14 protein-coding genes and 1 tRNA gene are annotated in these 17098 nt (G+C 71.2%); all 15 read right to left on the bottom strand.

Annotation, left to right across the window (positions count from 1 at the left end; genetic code table 11):
* Window positions 1-349: ATP-binding cassette domain-containing protein (locus tag ACFU6I_RS26590; protein ID WP_384371241.1), on the bottom strand; the 349-nt coding region annotated here is incomplete at its 3' end.
* Between the two features lie 75 nt (window positions 350-424).
* Window positions 425-1267: a DUF4097 domain-containing protein gene (locus tag ACFU6I_RS26585; protein WP_384371237.1), complete on the bottom strand. Its 843-nt coding sequence runs from the start codon at window positions 1265-1267 to the stop codon at window positions 425-427.
* A gap of 83 nt (window positions 1268-1350) precedes the next feature.
* Window positions 1351-1869: a toxin-antitoxin system HicB family antitoxin gene (locus tag ACFU6I_RS26580; protein WP_384371235.1), complete on the bottom strand. Its 519-nt coding sequence runs from the start codon at window positions 1867-1869 to the stop codon at window positions 1351-1353.
* 639 nt (window positions 1870-2508) lie between these two features.
* A tRNA-Thr gene (locus ACFU6I_RS26575) sits at window positions 2509-2582 on the bottom strand.
* Between the two features lie 126 nt (window positions 2583-2708).
* Window positions 2709-4238 carry an alpha/beta hydrolase gene (locus ACFU6I_RS26570; RefSeq protein ID WP_384371233.1) on the bottom strand — a complete coding sequence of 510 codons (1530 nt, stop codon included), beginning with the start codon at window positions 4236-4238 and terminating at the stop codon, window positions 2709-2711.
* Between the two features lie 86 nt (window positions 4239-4324).
* The gene (locus tag ACFU6I_RS26565) at window positions 4325-5530 is read right to left on the bottom strand and encodes a DNA polymerase III subunit delta' (RefSeq protein ID WP_384371231.1); all 1206 of its coding nucleotides are present in this window, start codon (window positions 5528-5530) and stop codon (window positions 4325-4327) included.
* A 118-nt stretch (window positions 5531-5648) separates the two neighbouring features.
* Window positions 5649-8783, bottom strand: a complete 3135-nt coding sequence (tmk, locus tag ACFU6I_RS26560; protein ID WP_384371229.1) for a dTMP kinase — start codon at window positions 8781-8783, stop codon at window positions 5649-5651.
* Between the two features lie 153 nt (window positions 8784-8936).
* Window positions 8937-11795, bottom strand: coding sequence for a type I DNA topoisomerase (gene topA, locus ACFU6I_RS26555; protein WP_384371227.1), 2859 nt, complete (start codon window positions 11793-11795; stop codon window positions 8937-8939).
* A 335-nt stretch (window positions 11796-12130) separates the two neighbouring features.
* Window positions 12131-12328 (bottom strand): hypothetical protein, encoded by a 198-nt coding sequence (locus ACFU6I_RS26550; protein ID WP_384371225.1) that lies wholly within the window; start codon window positions 12326-12328, stop codon window positions 12131-12133.
* Between the two features lie 166 nt (window positions 12329-12494).
* On the bottom strand, window positions 12495-13082 hold the full coding sequence (locus ACFU6I_RS26545; RefSeq protein ID WP_384371223.1) for an ABC transporter permease: 588 nt from the start codon (window positions 13080-13082) through the stop codon (window positions 12495-12497).
* Window positions 12992-13309, bottom strand: a complete 318-nt coding sequence (locus ACFU6I_RS26540) for a hypothetical protein (RefSeq protein ID WP_384371243.1) — start codon at window positions 13307-13309, stop codon at window positions 12992-12994. The genes ACFU6I_RS26545 and ACFU6I_RS26540 overlap by 91 nt, the downstream gene beginning before the upstream one ends.
* 57 nt (window positions 13310-13366) lie before the next feature.
* The gene (locus ACFU6I_RS26535; protein ID WP_384371221.1) at window positions 13367-13966 is read right to left on the bottom strand and encodes an ABC transporter permease; all 600 of its coding nucleotides are present in this window, start codon (window positions 13964-13966) and stop codon (window positions 13367-13369) included.
* Window positions 13967-13989: 23 nt separating this feature from the next.
* Complete coding sequence (locus ACFU6I_RS26530) at window positions 13990-14430, bottom strand: hypothetical protein (RefSeq protein WP_384371219.1); 441 nt, start codon at window positions 14428-14430, stop codon at window positions 13990-13992.
* Window positions 14431-14608: 178 nt separating this feature from the next.
* On the bottom strand, window positions 14609-16120 hold the full coding sequence (locus ACFU6I_RS26525) for a methyltransferase (protein WP_384371217.1): 1512 nt from the start codon (window positions 16118-16120) through the stop codon (window positions 14609-14611).
* Between the two features lie 80 nt (window positions 16121-16200).
* Window positions 16201-16827 (bottom strand): small secreted protein, encoded by a 627-nt coding sequence (locus ACFU6I_RS26520; RefSeq protein ID WP_384371215.1) that lies wholly within the window; start codon window positions 16825-16827, stop codon window positions 16201-16203.
* Between the last annotated feature and the right edge of the window lie 271 nt (window positions 16828-17098).

The following is a 17098-nucleotide window of genomic DNA, read 5'->3' as shown; positions in this document are numbered from 1 at the left end:
GGTGCAGGTCCGCCATGAGGAGCATGTTCTCCTCGCCGGTGATCAGGCCGTCGACGGCGGAGAACTGGCCGGTGACACCGATCGCGGCACGCACCCCGTCCGGGGACGTCGCGATGTCGTGGCCCGCGACCTGGGCCTGCCCGCCGTCGGCGGTGATGAGCGTGGACAGGATCTTCACAGCGGTGGTCTTGCCGGCGCCGTTCGGTCCGAGCAGCGCGAACACGGACCCGGCCGGGATGTGCAGATCGATGCCGTCGAGGACGGTCTTGTCTCCGTACGACTTGCGCAGACCGACGGTGGAGACGGCAGCCGGCGACGGGTGACCGTCCGCCCGCATGGACGTGGACATGACAGGAGAAGGCATGGGGCCCTCCGCTCGAAGGCTGAAGTGGGTTGGGGATGGGGCCGATTGCGGATGTGGCGCTCAGGCCTTGGCGCGGCGGATGTCGATGTTGCCGTGCCGGGTACGGGCGCGGACCTTGACGGTGCCCTCGGTCTTCTCGGGGGTCTCGGACGCGGTGAGCGTGTTGCGCACCTGGCCGGAGCCCGAGCTGACGTCGAGCCAGGCGGCCGTGCCCTCGCGGACGCCGACCTCGATGGCACCGTAGGAGGTCTCCAACTGGACGGTGCCACCGGCCACTTCGCCCACACGCAGGGTGCCGTGGGCGGTGGTGGCGGTGACCGAGTCCTCGGCACGCCGGATCTCGATGTCGCCGTTGGCGCCGCTCACCCGCAGCTCGCCGGTCGCGGCGCCGACGGTCGTGGTGCCGTGCGAGTTCTTCAGGACGGCGGGGCCGTCGACGAGGCCGACACGCAGGCTGCCGGAGCTGGTGGTGATCTCGGCCATGCCCTCGACCCGGTCCACGGTGATCGAGCCGTGCGACGCGGTCAGCTTCAGCGGGCCGGTCGCGTCGAGGCGGACGTCACCGGACGAGGTCTTCACGCGGACCTCGCCGAGCCGGCCCTCGCCGAGCACCTGGGCCCAGGCGCCAGTCATGTCGACGCGCGAGCCTGTGGGCAGTTCGACCGTCACGTCGACAGTGCCGGTGCGGCCGAACAGATTGGACTTGGGCGTCCTGACGGTCAGTACGCCGCTCGCGTACGTGACCTCGGTCTGGTCGGCCGCCCGCACGTCCTGGTCCCGCTTCGGGTCGCGGGGTTGCACCTCGACGACGGTGTCGAGGCGGTCGCCCGCGGTGAACTGGATGGAACCGGCCTCCACGTGAGCCGTGGCCGAGATCGGTGCGGGAGTGTCGAAAGAAGGCATGGCTGTCCCGTCCTCTTGAGTCTTTGGGTTGTCCCCGCTGGTGGGACGTGGTGTGGGTGAAGTGGTGCGGGCAGGGGGCGCGGTCAGCGCACCCAGCCCGTGAAGCTCTGTCCGACGGTCCGGGCCTTCTCCGTCGTACGCGGCCGGGTGCCGCCGTCGACCGCGGCCGACACGGCGCGCACCAGCCACGCGTTGACCGACAGTCCCTCGCGGGTCGCGGCCTCCTCGGCGCGGGCCTTGAGGTGGGCCGGCAGGCGCAGGTTGACGCGGGCGGTGCCGCCCTCGTCGCCATCGGCCGGGGCCGGGGTCTTGAACGTTTCGACGGGCGCGGCCGGCTCCGCGGGGGCGCCGCCGTAGGCGGGTGGCGGTGTCACCACGAAATCGGGGTCGAGCCCGCGCAGCCGTACGTCGACCGAGCCGGGGGCGAGTTCGCGGGTGATCTCGTCCATCGCGGCCGAGAGCACGTTGAGCATGGTCAGCCGGGTTGCCGACTCCAGGGGAGCGGTGAGCCTCTCGGCCAGCTCGCGGGCTTCGTCGCCGCCGGCTTCGGCAGCCACCGCAAGTTCGCGGCGGAGGGTATCGACATACGGGGTGAGGTCCATGACGCCATCATGGCGCCACAATGGCGCCACACGCAAGCCGCGAGGCGGCATTTCCGAGTCGGTCGCCAGCGCGATCGCCCTGACCTGCGAAAACACACTGGCACCAACCTGAGCAATTGTGGCGCCACGCATGCTCATGCGCTTCTGAGAGTGCGAAATGGCACCGAGCGGCACCGGATGGCGCCAACTGGTGCCACCCCGGCGCCATGGGATGCCATGCGACGTCGCAAGAAGGCGACCTGCCCCACCACACGGTCCGCCGCCGAACCGATCCCACCCGAGGTCGCACGATCGGGCCCGCCCCGCCCGCACCGAACACCGCGAACACCGCCCGCTGCTCGGCCGCCGCGGCTGGGTGACATGGCGGCAGGAGTTGCGGAGGACGCGGACCCCGGTCGATCCGGCCGGGCGCCCGGCCCGGGAGTCGTCGCCACAGCGACCGGCGGACGGGCCACCGTGCGTGCGCGGGCACCTGCGTGAACCGGTGAACCCCTGCACCGCGGTCGCCCCGGCGGACGACGTCACCCCCACCACAACTGGGACCACCGGCCGCCGCTCGACCCGCACCCGACGCCGACGCCGTGTCCGGCAAAAGCAAAAGCCCCAGGTCACGGCGAGTGAGTCCTGAGGCTTCTACAGAGCCGCCTTCGGGATTCGAACCCGAGACCTACGCATTACGAGTGCGTTGCTCTGGCCAACTGAGCTAAGGCGGCACGCCCTGTCGCACTATGGTGCGAGCAGCAGCGTCGCTAAGTTTACACAGTTTCGGAGGGTGCTCCGCACCACCCGCCTCCGGAGCCGAATGCGCAGGTCAGGCGGGTGGAGGGAGCCGCGGCAGGTCAGGAGCACTTCGTACCGTCGGCCGGCGGGGTGCCGTCCAGGAGGTACGTGTTGATCGCCGTGTCGATGCAGTGGCTGCCGCGGCCGTACGCGGTGTGACCGTCGCCCTCGTACGTGAGGAGCCTGCCCGAGGAGAGCTGGGCGGCGAGGGACTGGGCCCACTTGTACGGGGTCGCCGGATCACGGGTGGTGCCGACCACGACGATCGGGGACGCGCCCTTCGCCGTGATGCGGTGCGCGGTGCCGGTGGGCGCAACGGGCCAGTGGGCGCAGTTCAGGGCAGCCCAGGCGAAGGCCCTGCCGAAGACCGGGGAGGCCTTCTCGAAGCCGGGGATGGCCTGCTCGACGGCGTCCGGGCCGGTGAAGGCCGGGGGCGCGTCCAGGCAGTTCACCGCGGCGTTGGCGAACATCAGGTTCGCGTACGTGCCGTTCGGCTTGCGCTCGTAGTAGCTGTCGGACAGGGCGAGCAGACCGGCCCCGTCGCCCGCCCGGGCGCCGGCGAGGGCGCTGCGGAGCTGGGGCCAGGTCCCCTCGTCGTACATGGCGGCGATGACACCGGTGGTGGCGAGGGACTCACCGAGCTTGCGGGAGTCGCCGGCGGGGATGGGCCTGGCGTCGAGATCGGTGAAGAGCTGCTTCAGGCGGGTCGCGGCGTCGGCGGTGGAGGTGGTGCCGAGCGGGCAGTCCGACTTCTTCACGCAGTCCGCGGCGAAGGCCTGGAACGCGGTCTCGAAGCCCGCCGTCTGGTCGCGGTTCATCTCCAGCGACGGAAGCGACGGGTCCATCGCACCGTCGAGGACGAGACGGCCGGTGCGGCCGGGGAAGAGTTCGGCGTACGTCGCACCGAGGAAGGTGCCGTACGACGCCCCGACGTACGTCAGCTTCTCGTCGCCGAGCAGGGCCCGCAGGATGTCCATGTCGCGGGCCCCCTCGACGGTGGAGACATGCGGGAGGATCGTGCCGGAGCGCTGCTCACAGCCATCTGCGAACTTCTCGAAGGCCGTGCCCAGCTCCGAGACCTCGGTGCTGTCGTCGGGGGTCTGGTCGACCTGGGTGTAGGCGTCCATCTGCGGGCCGGTGAGGCATTCGACGGGCTCGCTGCGGGCGACGCCGCGCGGGTCGATGGCGACCATGTCGTAGCGGGCTCGGACCGGGGCCGGGTAGCCGAGGGCCGCATAGTTCTGGAGGTAGCCGATGGCCGAGCCGCCGGGGCCGCCCGGATTCACCAGCAAGGAGCCGATCCGCTTGCCCGGACCGGTGGCCTTCTTCCGGGACACGGCCAGCTTGACGTCGCCGCCGTCCGGCTTCCGGTAGTCGCGGGGCGCCTTCATCGTGGCGCACTGGAAACCCGAGACGCCGCAGTCCCGCCAGTTCAGATGCTGCGTGTAGTACGGCCGGAGCGCCGCCGGCGCAGCGGACGTCGAGCCCGACGCGCTCGTCGTCGAACTGCCTTTGCTGCAGCCGGAGATGAGGAGGCCGGTCGTGCCGAGCACGGTGGCGAAGGTACGGAGCAGACGCCTGGTATCCATGCCCGGAGCGTAGCCCTCAAGGGGCGACCGGCCCGTTTCGTTACCCATTCGGATGAATCGGCGGCGCGCAACAAGGTGCGGAGGGATCAGCCGGCGCGCAGAGCCATCGTCATCGCCTCCACCGCGAGCAGCGGCGCCACATTGCGGTCCAGCGCCCGGCGGCAGGCGATCACCGCCTCGATCCGGCGCAGGGTGCGCTCGGGCGTCGAGGACCCGGCGACGCGGTCGAGTGCGTCCCGTACATCGACATTGGCGAGGGCGATCTGCGAGCCCAGCTGCAGCGCCAGTACGTCGCGGTAGAAGCCGGTCAGATCGGTGAGAGCGAGGTCGAGGCTGTCGCGCTGGGTACGGGTCTTGCGGCGCTTCTGCTTGTCCTCCAGCTCTTTCATCACCCCGGCCGTGCCGCGCGGCATCCGGCCTCCGGCAGCCGCGCCGAGCGCGGCCTTCATGTCCTCCGTCTCCTTGGCGTCCACCTCCTCGGAAACCTGCTTCGCGTCCTCCGTGGCGGTGTCGATCAGCTCCTGGGCGGCCTTGAGACACCCACCGATGTCCTCCACCCGGAGCGGAAGCTTGAGCACGGCCGCGCGGCGCGCACGCGCCTTCTCGTCGGTGGCCAGGCGTCGGGCCCGGCCGATGTGCCCCTGAGTGGCACGAGCAGCTGCCGCGGCCCGCTCCGGTTCGATTCCGTCACGCCGGATCAGCACATCGGCAACGGCGTCGACGGGGGGCGTGCGCAGGGTGAGGTGACGGCAGCGGGACCGGATGGTGGGCAGCACATCTTCGAGCGAGGGTGCGCAGAGCAGCCACACCGTACGGGGCGCGGGCTCCTCGACCGCCTTCAGGAGCACGTTTCCCGCGCCCTCGGTGAGACGGTCGGCGTCCTCCAGGATGATCACCTGCCAGCGGCCCACGGCCGGGGACAGCTGGGCGCGGCGGACCAGCTCACGGGTCTCCTTCACGCCGATGGAGAGCAGGTCTGTACGGACCACCTCGACATCGGCATGCGTCCCGACGAGGCTGGTGTGGCAGCCGTCGCAGAAACCGCACCCCGGAGCGCCGCCCAGCGCACGGTCCGGGCTGGTGCACTGGAGGGCGGCGGCGAAGGCGCGGGCAGCGGTGGACCGCCCGGAACCCGGCGGTCCGGTGAACAGCCAGGCGTGGGTCATCTTCGACCCCGAAGGCACCTGATCCGCCGCGGAAATGGCGGTGACCAGCGCATCGGCGTCCCGGGCGGCCGCACCGAGCTGCTCCTGCACCCGGTCCTGGCCGACCAGGTCGTCCCATACGGTCATCGGTCACCGCCCTTCCGGTGGTGGTCTACGGCTCCGGCTTCCCATTGTGGGGGAAGGGTCTGACATTCCCGGCGATCCCGGTCCGCCCCTCCCCCCGGGCCACCCACCGCGGCCGCTCTCAGCGGCGCGGGCGACGGCCCCGTCCGGAGGTGCCACGGCCCTCGTCGTCCCGGTCGTGGTCGCCGAGCAGCTCGTCGGCCAGGGTCGGCAGATCGTCCAGCGGAGTCTCCTCGGCCCACTCCGGGCGACGGCGGCGGCGGCCCCGGCCCGGGCGTCGGTCCTCGGCCGCATCCGGGACGGCGTGCGGATCGCTGATCTGCGGCAGCTCCCGGGTGCGCTCGTTCTCACCCTCCGGTGCGGCGTCCGCCGGGCGCTCGTCACGGAAAATGCCCCGCGGAACGCGGTCCGTCGGCTGCTCGTCACCTACGTCACGTACCTGCGGGAGTACCGCGGTCTCGTCCGCGGAGCCCGTGGCGTCCCGTGCCGCAGGCCGCTCGGACGGATCGGTGATCCTCGGGATCATCGCCGTCTCGGCCTGGTCCGACGGTGTGTCGACCGGTGACGGCACCGGCTGCGTCACCTCGTTCGGGCTGACGACCGGTGTCGGAACCGTCAGCTCGTTGTCCGGGACGGAAGCGGACGCCGCCGCCTCCGCGCGGGCGGCCTCCGCCGCCGCGGCCGCCTCGGCCTCGGCCTGCCGCCGGGCAGCCTCGGCCCGCAGCAGCGCCTCCTCCGCCTTGCGCTGCTTCTCCAGCCGCCGCGCCTCGGCCTCCTTGCGCAGCCGGGCCTCCTCCTGGGCCAGCTTGCGCAGCCGCTCCTGCTCGGCCTCGCGCGCCTGCTCCTCGGCCTCGCGCCGGACCCGCTCCTCCTCGGCGACCCGACGGGCTTCCTCGGCCCGCAGACGGGCCTCCTCCGCCTGCCGCTCGGCCTCGCGCTGCCGCGCCTCCTCCAGCTCGCGGCGCTTGCGCTCCTCCTCCTCGGCGCGGAGCTTGGCGAGTTGCTCCTGGCGCTCGCGCTCCAGCCGCTCCTCCTCCGCCTTGCGCGCAGCCTCTTCCTCGGCCTTGCGCCTGGCCTCTTCCTCAGCCGCCTTGCGGGCCTCCTCCTGGGCCTTGATCTCGGCCTCGGAGAGCGGCAGGAGCTGGTCGAGCCGGTGGCGCACGACGGTGGTGATCGATTCCGGTTCCTGGCCGGCGTCCACCACCAGGTAGCGGGTCGGGTCTGCGGCGGCCAGTGTGAGGAAACCGGACCGTACCCGGGCGTGGAACTCGGGAGGCTCGGACTCCAGCCGGTCGGGCGCCTCGGTGAACCGTTCCCGCGCGGTCTCCGGGTCGACGTCGAGCAGCACCGTCAGATGCGGTACGAGTCCACTCGTCGCCCACCGCGAGATCCGGGCGATCTCGGTTGGGGAGAGGTCGCGGCCCGCGCCCTGGTAGGCGACGGACGAGTCGATGTAGCGGTCGGAGATGACGATCGCACCGCGCTCCAGCGCCGGACGGACCACCGAGTCGATGTGCTCGGCGCGGTCGGCGGCGTAGAGCAGTGCCTCGGCCCGGTTCGAGAGCCCGGCCGACGACACGTCGAGCAGGATCGAGCGCAGCCGCTTGCCGACCGGCGTGGCGCCGGGCTCGCGGGTGACGACGACCTCGTGGCCCTTGGCCCGGATCCACTCGGCGAGCGCCTCGACCTGGGTTGACTTGCCGGCCCCGTCGCCGCCCTCCAGGGCGAGGAAGAAGCCGGTGGCGGCGGGGGCGACAGCCGGTTCGCCGCCGCGCAGGGCCTCGCGCAGGTCACGGCGCAGCGGCACTCCGGAACGGTCGTCCGTCTTCGCGAGGACGATCGCGGCGACCGGCAGCAGCAGGGCGCCGATGAGCATGAGGGCGAACGCGGCGCCGCCGTGCGCGAAGACGAAGTCGCCGACCGTCAGCCGGTGAGTGCCGATCGCTGCGGCCAGCAGCGGTCCCGCGACCGCGCCGAGCGCGACCAGGACCCGGACGACGGCCTGGAGGTGCTCGGTCGTCCTGGCCCGGCGGGACTCCTCGGTCTCCTGGTCCACGAGGGTGTGGCCGGTGTTGGCCGCGACACCCGCCGCGTAACCGGCGAGGACCGCGAGGAGCACCACGGTCGCCGTGTCCGGCACCAGGCCCATCGCGAGGAGCGCGACCCCGGTGACGGCGGTGGCGAAGACGAGCAGCCGGCGCCGCGACAGGGTGGGCAGCACCTTCTCCGCGGTACGGATACCGGCGGCTGTGGCGCCCGCCAGGGCGAGGATCAGCAGGGCGAACGTGGCCGGTCCGCCACCGAGGTCGTAGGCGTGCAGTGCGGCGACGGCTGCTGCGGCTGCGATCGCTCCGGCGACGGCCGCGCACGCGCCGACGATCAGCGGGACGGCGCCGGTGCGGCCCTTGTCCGGGCCGTTGCCGGTGGACGGCCGCCGCAGACCCTCCAGCGGCGAGCGCGGGCGGGGCGTCGGCGAACCGGGGAGTTCGAGGAAGTAGAGGGTCGAGATCGAGGCGGAGAACAGTCCGGCCGCGACGTACGAGCCGAGAGCCGCCTGGTGGAAGGAGAACCACTCAAGACCCGAGCCCAGCAGATTGCCGATCAGCGTGGCGATCAGCAGAACGGCCGCGGCGGCGGGGACGGCGGCGAAGTCCGTACGGAGGGAGAGCCTACGCAGGGCGTCGAGGTGGTCCGGCAGCGGGCGTACCGCGGCGCCCTCGGGCGGCGGGGAGGGCAGCAGCGCGGGCGCGGCGCTCTCCTTCGCGACCGTCCACAGCCGTTCGCAGGCGCCGGTGACGAAGACGGTGACGAGGATCATCATGAGCGCCCTGTCGGGCATCCAGTCGATCCACAGCGGCGCGACGACGAGCAGCGCGAGCCGCAGGCCGTCCGCCCCGATCATCAGCCACCGCCGGTCCAGCGGTCCGCCGGGCGCGGTGAGCGTCGTCAGCGGCCCGAGGAGTACGGCTCCGAAGAGGAGCGTGGCAAGGATTCGGGCACCGAACACGGCGGCGACGGCAAAGGCCGCCCCGCGGTATCCGGATCCGAATGAGCCCTCGAGGACCGCCGCTTGCAGCGACAGCAGCACCATCACGAGAAGGGCGAGTGCATCGCCGACACCGCCGACGAGCTGTGCGCTCCACAACCGCTTCAGCGGGGGAACACGCAACAGGGCTCGTACGGCGCGCTCGCGTGAGTCTGCGGCAAGAGTGTCGGAGGTGGGGCTCACGACCGTTGGCTGCTCGGCTCGCGTCATCCGCCCAGCCTATCCGGAGCGGTGCGGTCAGCGACGGCCCCATCCGAACATATGGGCGCCCGAGTGGGGTGAGGAGGTGCTCCCCCGCACGCCCGAGGGGCTGGAACGTCCAGCCCCTCGGGGTGTCCGGGAAGGCGCTGACCGCCGGTGCGGTCAGTCCTCCACGGACGACGCGGTCGCCTTCTTCGCCGCCGCGGTCGTCTTCTTCGCGGTTGTCGTCTTCTTCGCGGCGGTCGTCTTCTTGGCTGCTGCGGTCGTCTTCTTTGCCGCCGTCTTCTTGGCCGCCGTCGCCTTCTTCGCGGGCGCCTTCTTCGCCGGGGCCTTCTTCGCCGTCTTCTTCTTGGCGGGTCCCTTGGCGCGCTTCTCCGCAAGGAGCTCGTAGCCGCGCTCCGGCGTGATGTCCTCGACGCTGTCGCCGGTCCGCAGCGTCGCGTTCGTCTCGCCGTCGGTGACGTACGCGCCGAAGCGCCCGTCCTTGACGACGACCGGAGCGCCGCTCACCGGGTCCGTGCCCAGCTCCTTCAGCGGCGGCTTGGCGGCGGCGCGGCCGCGCTGCTTGGGCTGGGCGTAGATCGCGAGTGCCTCTTCGAGCGTGATGTCGAAGAGCTGGTCCTCGGACGTCAGCGAACGTGAGTCCGTGCCCTTCTTCAGGTACGGGCCGTAGCGCCCGTTCTGCGCGGTGATCTCGACACCCTCGGCGTCCTCGCCGACGACCCTCGGCAGCGACATCAGCTTGAGCGCGTCCGCCAGCGTCACCGTGTCCAGCGACATCGACTTGAAGAGCGACGCGGTCCGCGGCTTCACCGCGTTCTTGCCGGTCTTCGGCGTGCCCTCGGGCAGCACCTCGGTGACGTACGGGCCGTAGCGCCCGTCCTTGGCGATGATCTGGTGCCCGGTGACCGGGTCCGCACCGAGCTCGTAGTCACCGCTCGGCTTGGCCAGCAGCTCCTCCGCGTACTCGACCGACAGCTCGTCGGGCGCCAGGTCCTCCGGCACGTCCGCGCGCTGGTGGCCCTCGGCGTCCTTCTCCCCGCGCTCGATGTACGGGCCGTAGCGCCCGACGCGGAGCTTGATGTCGTTGCCGACGGGGAAGGAGGAGATCTCCCGGGCGTCGATCGCGCCGAGGTCGGTGACGAGCTCCTTGAGACCGCCGAGGTGGTCGCCGTCGCCGTTGCCCGCGGCGGAGGCCGCGCCGCTGACGGCGTCGTCGCCCTCGCCGAAGTAGAAACGCCTCAGCCAGGGCACGGACTGGGCCTCGCCCCGCGCGATGCGGTCGAGGTCGTCCTCCATCCGCGCGGTGAAGTCGTAGTCGACGAGTCGGCCGAAGTGCTTCTCCAGCAGGTTGACCACGGCGAAGGAGAGGAAGGACGGGACGAGCGCCGTGCCCTTCTTGAAGACGTAGCCGCGGTCGAGGATCGTGCCGATGATCGAGGCGTACGTCGACGGGCGGCCGATCTCGCGTTCTTCCAGCTCCTTGACCAGCGAGGCCTCGGTGTAGCGGGCCGGGGGCTTGGTGGCGTGGCCGTCGACCGAGATCTCGTCGGCGGACAGCGCGTCGCCCTCGGCGACCTGCGGCAGCCGGCGCTCGCGGTCGTCGAGCTCGGCGTTCGGGTCGTCGGCGCCTTCGACGTACGCCTTCATGAAGCCGTGGAAGGTGATGGTCTTGCCGGACGCGGAGAACTCGGCGTCGCGTCCGTCGCTCGCCCGGCCGCCGATCTTCACGGTGACCGAGTTACCGACCGCGTCCTTCATCTGGGAGGCGACGGTCCGCTTCCAGATCAGCTCGTAGAGCCGGAACTGGTCGCCGGCCAGACCTGTCTCGGCGGGCGTGCGGAAGCGGTCGCCGGAGGGGCGGATCGCCTCGTGCGCCTCCTGCGCGTTCTTGACCTTCCCGGCGTACGTACGCGGCTTCTCCGGCAGGTAGTCGGCACCGTACAACTGCGTGACCTGCGCCCTCGCCGCGGAGACCGCGGTGTCGGAGAGCGTCGTGGAGTCGGTACGCATGTAGGTGATGAAGCCGTTCTCGTACAGCTTCTGGGCGACCTGCATGGTGGCCTTCGCCCCGAAGCCCAGCTTCCGGCTCGCCTCCTGCTGGAGGGTCGTCGTACGGAACGGGGCGTACGGCGAACGACGGTACGGCTTCGACTCGACGGACCGCACGGCGAACGCGGAGTCGGCTAGCGCGGCGGCAAGGGCCCGGGCGTTCGTCTCGTCCAGGTGCAGCACCTGGCCGGAGCCGGATTTCAGCAGTCCGTCCGGACCGAAGTCGCGGCCCTGGGCGATCCGGCGGCCGTCGACCGCGCTGAGGCGGGCGGTCAGCGTCGACGGGTCGGAGGCGTCACCGGTACGGCCGGTGGCAAAGGCGCCGGTCAGGTCCCAGTACTCGGCGGAACGGAAGGCGATGCGCTCGCGCTCCCGCTCGACGACGAGGCGGGTGGCGACGGACTGGACCCGGCCCGCCGAGAGTCGCGGCATGACCTTCTTCCACAGGACCGGCGAGACCTCGTAGCCGTAGAGGCGGTCGAGGATACGGCGGGTCTCCTGGGCGTCGACCATGCGCTGGTTCAGCTCGCGCGGGTTGGCGACGGCGGCCTGGATCGCGTCCTTGGTGATCTCGTGGAAGACCATCCGGTGGACCGGGACCTTGGGCTTGAGCACTTCCTGCAGGTGCCACGCGATGGCTTCGCCCTCGCGGTCCTCATCGGTGGCGAGGAAGAGTTCGTCGGACTCGGCCAGCAGCTGCTTGAGCTTCCTGACCTGCGCCTTCTTGTCCGCGTTGACGACATAGATGGGCTGGAAGTCATGCTCGACGTCGACGCCGAGCCGACGGACCTCGCCGGTGTACTCGTCGGGAACCTCTGCGGCGCCGTTCGGCAGGTCGCGGATGTGCCCGACGCTCGCCTCGACGACGTATCCGGGGCCGAGGTAGCCCTTGATCGTCTTCGCCTTGGCAGGCGACTCGACGATGACGAGTCGGCGGCCGCCCTGTGCGGTCTCGCTGGTCGGGGACAACTTCGCTCTTCTCTCCGGTCGACACTCGATGGGCATCCGGGCAGCGCGATGACGCTGCCGACGGTGCTGTCGCTGCGGAGTGTGACGGTACAACCCGCCCCCGTGTCAAACGGCAAAAGCCCGCAACGGCCACTCGAACGGTAACCCGACTTCCGCCATTCCTGCCGCCCGGAGTGCCCGATACGCGGCGTGCACGGTCGCTGCCTGCGGGTTTCGCGGCGCGGTGGTGGCGCTGCGGCCGCCGGGGGCGGGGAGGCGGGACAACCGGGCGTGTTCACGTCCCGGGCCGGGTGATCACACGGTGGCGACGCGGGTGGCCAGGCGGCAGCCGTGGATCAGATGCGGGTGAAGCACCCCACACCGAGGACGAGGAAAAGTACGCCGAACACAGTGGCGAGTGTGGCGGAGACAACGGGGCGCACCCTGTACGCCACCGGCGCACGGTGCACGACGCACGCCCCCGTCCATACCAGCAGCGCGGTCCCGAACAGCGCGAACGTCGTGCCGGCGAATACCGCAGGTCCGCTCTCCATGCCCGTACGCCTCTCCGTGACCGCCCGGCCCGGGGCCACTGCCCGCGTCGAGTCAGGGGGAGGCTGTCACTCGGGGGCGACACCGGTGCGAACCCCGGGTGAACTCCAGTGCCGCGGTCCACCGGGTCGCGCTGCCGACCGGGCCGCGCTCGTCGGCCGGATCACATCAGGTCGAGGGTCGCGCGACGCCGGCTGCCCCGTTCGAACACCGCCAACAGGACCACGGCGAGCACCGCGTATCCGGCCCCGTCGCCAGCTCGGCGCCGAGCCGTCCCCGGTCGAGGCCACCGCCTGCGGACAACTCCCGCGCGGCTTCGGCGGCATGGGTCAGCGGGAGAACGTCCCCCACGGCCCGCATCCACTCCGGCAGGGTCTCGCGCGGCACATTCGCGCCGGTCAGCAGCAGGAGCACGGAAGCGGCCACATTGGACACCAGGAACACATCGCGGAGACGCAGACCCAGCGCCCCGAGGGCGAGGCCGAAGACGGAACACCCGGCCGAGGCGGCGAGCAGCACTGCGGCAAGACCGGGCAGCGCAACAACCGGAATCCGCAGACCCAGCAGGAGAGTGGCGACGGTGAGCGTGAAGACACTGATGAGGAGGCCGTTCAGTACGTACGGCAGGGCACGCCCGAACCAGAGCGGAGCCCGGTGCCGAGGGCTCAGCAGCACCGCGCCGAGCGTGCCGTAACGACGCTCGTTGGGGACGGCCATGGTGCCGCCGTAGACGCAGACGGTGGAGGCCGAGACCACGGCGTTGCCGAGCAGGTGGAAGCGGTCGCCGGCGACCCCAGCTGCCGTCCGATGAAGACGAAGAACAGCAGTTGCAGCAGCGGGCCGACCAGCAGGGTGCCGATGAACATGGGCGGCGTCGTCCAGTTGAAGAGTGCCCGGTAGGAGATGGCGCCGCCGACCACGACGAGGCGCAGCGTACGGACGGCCCTCCGGGTGAGGGCGCGGGAGAGGGAGAGGAAGGACATGCGGGAACTCCAGGGCTTCGGGGCTGTGGGGCTGACCGGCCGTCCGGCCGTCCGGCTTCAGGCGAGGGAGAGCGTCGCCGCGGCCCGTGCCCGGCGTTCGACCCGCCCCAGGACCAGTACGGCGATCAGCGCGTAGAACAGGCCGAGGGCGAGGGCCACGGCCATCGGGGCCAGTACCTCATCGGCGGACGGGCCGCCGGAGTTCGCCGCGTGCACGGCCCGCGAGCCCCAGGTGGTGGGCAGCGCCCCGGAAACCGGACGCGTCCAGCCCGGCAGCACGGTGATGGGCACGAGCATCCCGGACAGCAGCCGCACGGGCGCGTCCAGCGGGTTGGCGAGGGCGTTGGCGCTGCGCAGCAGCACGAACGTGGCGGCGAGGAGCAGTCCCATCGTCCCGAGCGACAGGACACACACCGGTACGGCCACCAGGAACAGCAACGGGTGGGCGAAGTCGAGGGGCACATCGAAGAGCACGGCGCCCCAGATGACGGTCGCACCCATGGCGTACGTGCCGATGACGGCCGTGGCGAGCGTGATGGGCAGAAGGACGAAGGGGAGCGGCGTGGGCGAGCCGACCAGCGTCTCCAGGGTGCCGAGCCAACGCTGGTTCTGTACGGCTCCGCCCGATCCGAGGAGCACCGAGGACCAGATGCCCATCAGCCCCGCTCCGACGGCAGCCGTCAGCAGACGGTCGGGGTCGTCCGCGGCACGGAAGAGGTGGACGGCGAGGGTCGCGCCTCCAGCCCGGTGAAGAGCGCGTCGATGCCTTCGGTCGCGAACGTCCGGGCGCGGATGAGGACTTCGCCCTCGACGAGGCGCCGCACGGTCGGCCAGTGCGGCTCCATCGCCCCTTCCCAGTACGCGGCGCAGGAATCCGCGAGCGCGGCGCAGGCCGCCTCCGGATCCGCCAGGTAGGGCCGGATGCGCGGATGGTCCTCGAGTCCCGGATAGTGCTCCTCGCCCCCGGCCCGTACGACCTCGGGCGGCGTGGCCCTGATGATGTCCAGCTCCGTCTCGACGGACGATGCGCCGACCGGCCGGGGGAGCAGGAAGTCCGGGAAGCTCGGCTGGCCGTCGGTCAGCAGCCGCAGCGCCGCGGTCCGATCGTCCTCGCGCAGCACTTCACGGGCCCGCCCGACCCACTTCTCGTACGGCCAGGAGGGCGTACGGTGCGGCTTGGCCAGATGCAGGCTGCAGAAGGCGTCCCACAGCGGGCTGATGGCGATCCGGGTCGCGCCGAGCGCCGCCTAGTCCAGCTCGATCCGGATCACCCGGCGGTCACCGTCCGCTCCGTGCTCATCAGGCCTCCCCCACCGGCTCCAGGAACCCTTCCTCCACCAGCAGCCGGATCGCCTGCGGGGTACGGTCGCGCAGCAGTACCGGGTCCTCGTTCATCAACTGGGCGATCGCGTCCAGGATCCGGCCCGCGGGCAGCGTCCCGTCACAGACGCCCGCGAAACCGGCACCGACCGCGTCGACCTTCGTCGCGCGCCGCATGCCGCGGTTCTGACGCAGCACCACATGCTCGGGGTCCTCCGCGCCCGGCAGTCCGACCTGCTCCTGCATCACTTCCGGCACGAGCGTGAAGTGGTCGGCGAGCAGCCCCGCGTCATCGTGCGTCCGCAGATAGTCCTGGCGCGCGAAGTGGGCCTCCACGGCCGCGCCGAGCGGCTGTTCCACCGGATGCGGCCACTCCTCGATCACGACCGACGGATTCCCGTCGGCCGCGGCCGCGGACTTCCGGAGCGTGATCCAGCCGAAGCCGACGCCCTTCGTCTTGCGGGCCTCGAACTCGTCCAGCCAGGCGTCGTACCGTGCGGCGTACTCCGCGGGGTCCGTACGGTGGTCGCCGCTGTCGCGCAGCCACAGCTCGGCGTACTGCGTGATGTCCTGCACTTCGCGCTGGACGACCCAGGCATCGCAGTCACGCGGCACCCAGGAGCGCAGCCGGTCCTGCCACTCCTCGCCCTCGACGTGCTGCCAGTTGGCGAGGAAGTGCGCGTATCCCCCCTCGTTCAGCCGGTCGCCGGCCTGCTGCACCAGCGTCCGGCACAGGTCGTCGCCGCCCATGCCGCCGTCGCGGTACGTGAGACGGGCGCCCGGCGAGATGACGAACGGCGGATTCGACACGATGAGGTCGTACGTCTCGGTGCCGACCGGCTCGAAGAGCGAACCCTCGCGCAGATCGGCCGGGGCGGCACCGGACAGGGCAAGGGTCAGCCGGGCGAAGGCGAGGGCGCGGGGGTTGAGGTCCGTGGCCGTGACCCGGATGGCGTGCTGCGCGGCGTGCAGCGCCTGGATGCCGGAGCCCGTACCGAGATCGAGCGCGGAGGCGACCGGCGTACGGACGGTGATCCCGGCGAGTGTGGACGACGCCCCACCGACGCCGAGGACCACCCCCTCCTCGTGCGAACCGATGCCACCCGCGCCGCCGACCGCGCAGCCCAGGTCGGAGACGATGAACCAGTCCTGCCCCTCGGGCCCGCTGTACGGCCGCACATCGACGGCGGCCCGCACCTCCTCGCCCGCGCGGATCACCCAGCCGTCCTCGACGCACTCGTCCAGCGGGAGCGCGGCACGGGCCCGCTCGTACGGGACGGGGCGCTGAAGCAGGAAGAGCCGAACCAGAGTGTCGAGCGGGGAGTCTCCACGGGTGGCCCGCAGTGCCGGAACCGTCTCGCTGCGGGCGAGCGCGGCATAGGCGGGCGCACCGAGCAGGTCGAGGAGCCCGTCGGCGGTGAAGGCGGCAGCAAGCAGGGCTTCGCGGAGCCGGGGCGAACGGTCGGGCGCGGGGAGACTGGTCGTACTCACCCGCCCATTGTGGCCGCTCCCACCGACAACGGCAGCGGCCCGGCAGCATCGGAGCTGCCGGGCCGGTCGTAACGCCGTTGTCAGGGCTTCTTGCTGGGCGACGCGGAAGCCGCCTTCTCGGGGGTCTTCGACGGCGTGGCGGCCGGCGGGACCGAAGCCGTCGGCTTCTGGCAACCCGGCTGCTTGGCCATCGCGATGCCGACCTTGCCGGACTGGAGCTTCTTCAGCGCCTGGTCACCGTTGGTGCTGATCTTGTTCAGCTCGTCGGCGATGCCCTTCAGGCCGTCGGCGAACTTCGCCTGGTCCTTGATGTCGAGCGCGTCGACCTTCTTCTGCAACTCCGCGTAAGCGGCCGAGGAGGCGTTGAGCTCCTTCACGGCCTCCTTGTGCGTGGTCTCGCCGTTGTCGACCGGCGGTGCACCCGCCGAGTCCACAGCTGTGCCCAGCGCCTTGTACGCCTGCGAGATCTGCTGGAAGGCGGCCGAGTCCGTCTTCTGGACATCGGCGGGCTTGCTGTTGTCTGCGGTCTGCTGCTGGATGGCGGCGTTGGCGTTCGCGATCTTCTGCAGCTGGGGCTTGACCTGGTCACAGACCTTCTTGGCCCAGTCGTTGACCTTGTTGTCGCTGCCGCTGTCGTCGCTGCAGCCCGACAGCGTAAGTACCAGTACCGCACCGCCGGACAGTGCGGCTGCAAGCTTCTTGTTCACCGGATCGGTCCCTTCCAAGGCTCTCGGCCCCGGAACTTACACGCCAAATGACCTCCATCCGGGTGCCGGTCGTCCGATAGATGACCTTTTGTAGCCATTTGCACCAAGGGAAATGAGGGAGATACAACTCACGCGCGAACGGGTGAACGCGCGCGGCAGGCGAACGGCGAACGGGTGGACAGCGCATCAGGATGCACCGTCCACCCGTTCTTTGACCAGGTCATGCCCTTGCTTGATCAGGCGCTGCCCCGGGTCGATCGGGAACAGCCCG

Origin of the sequence: Streptomyces sp. NPDC057486 (assembly GCF_042802415.1) — a bacterium.
In the GTDB taxonomy this organism is placed as follows: domain Bacteria; phylum Actinomycetota; class Actinomycetes; order Streptomycetales; family Streptomycetaceae; genus Streptomyces; species Streptomyces yanii.
This window is presented reverse-complemented; position numbering and strand designations above follow the sequence as displayed.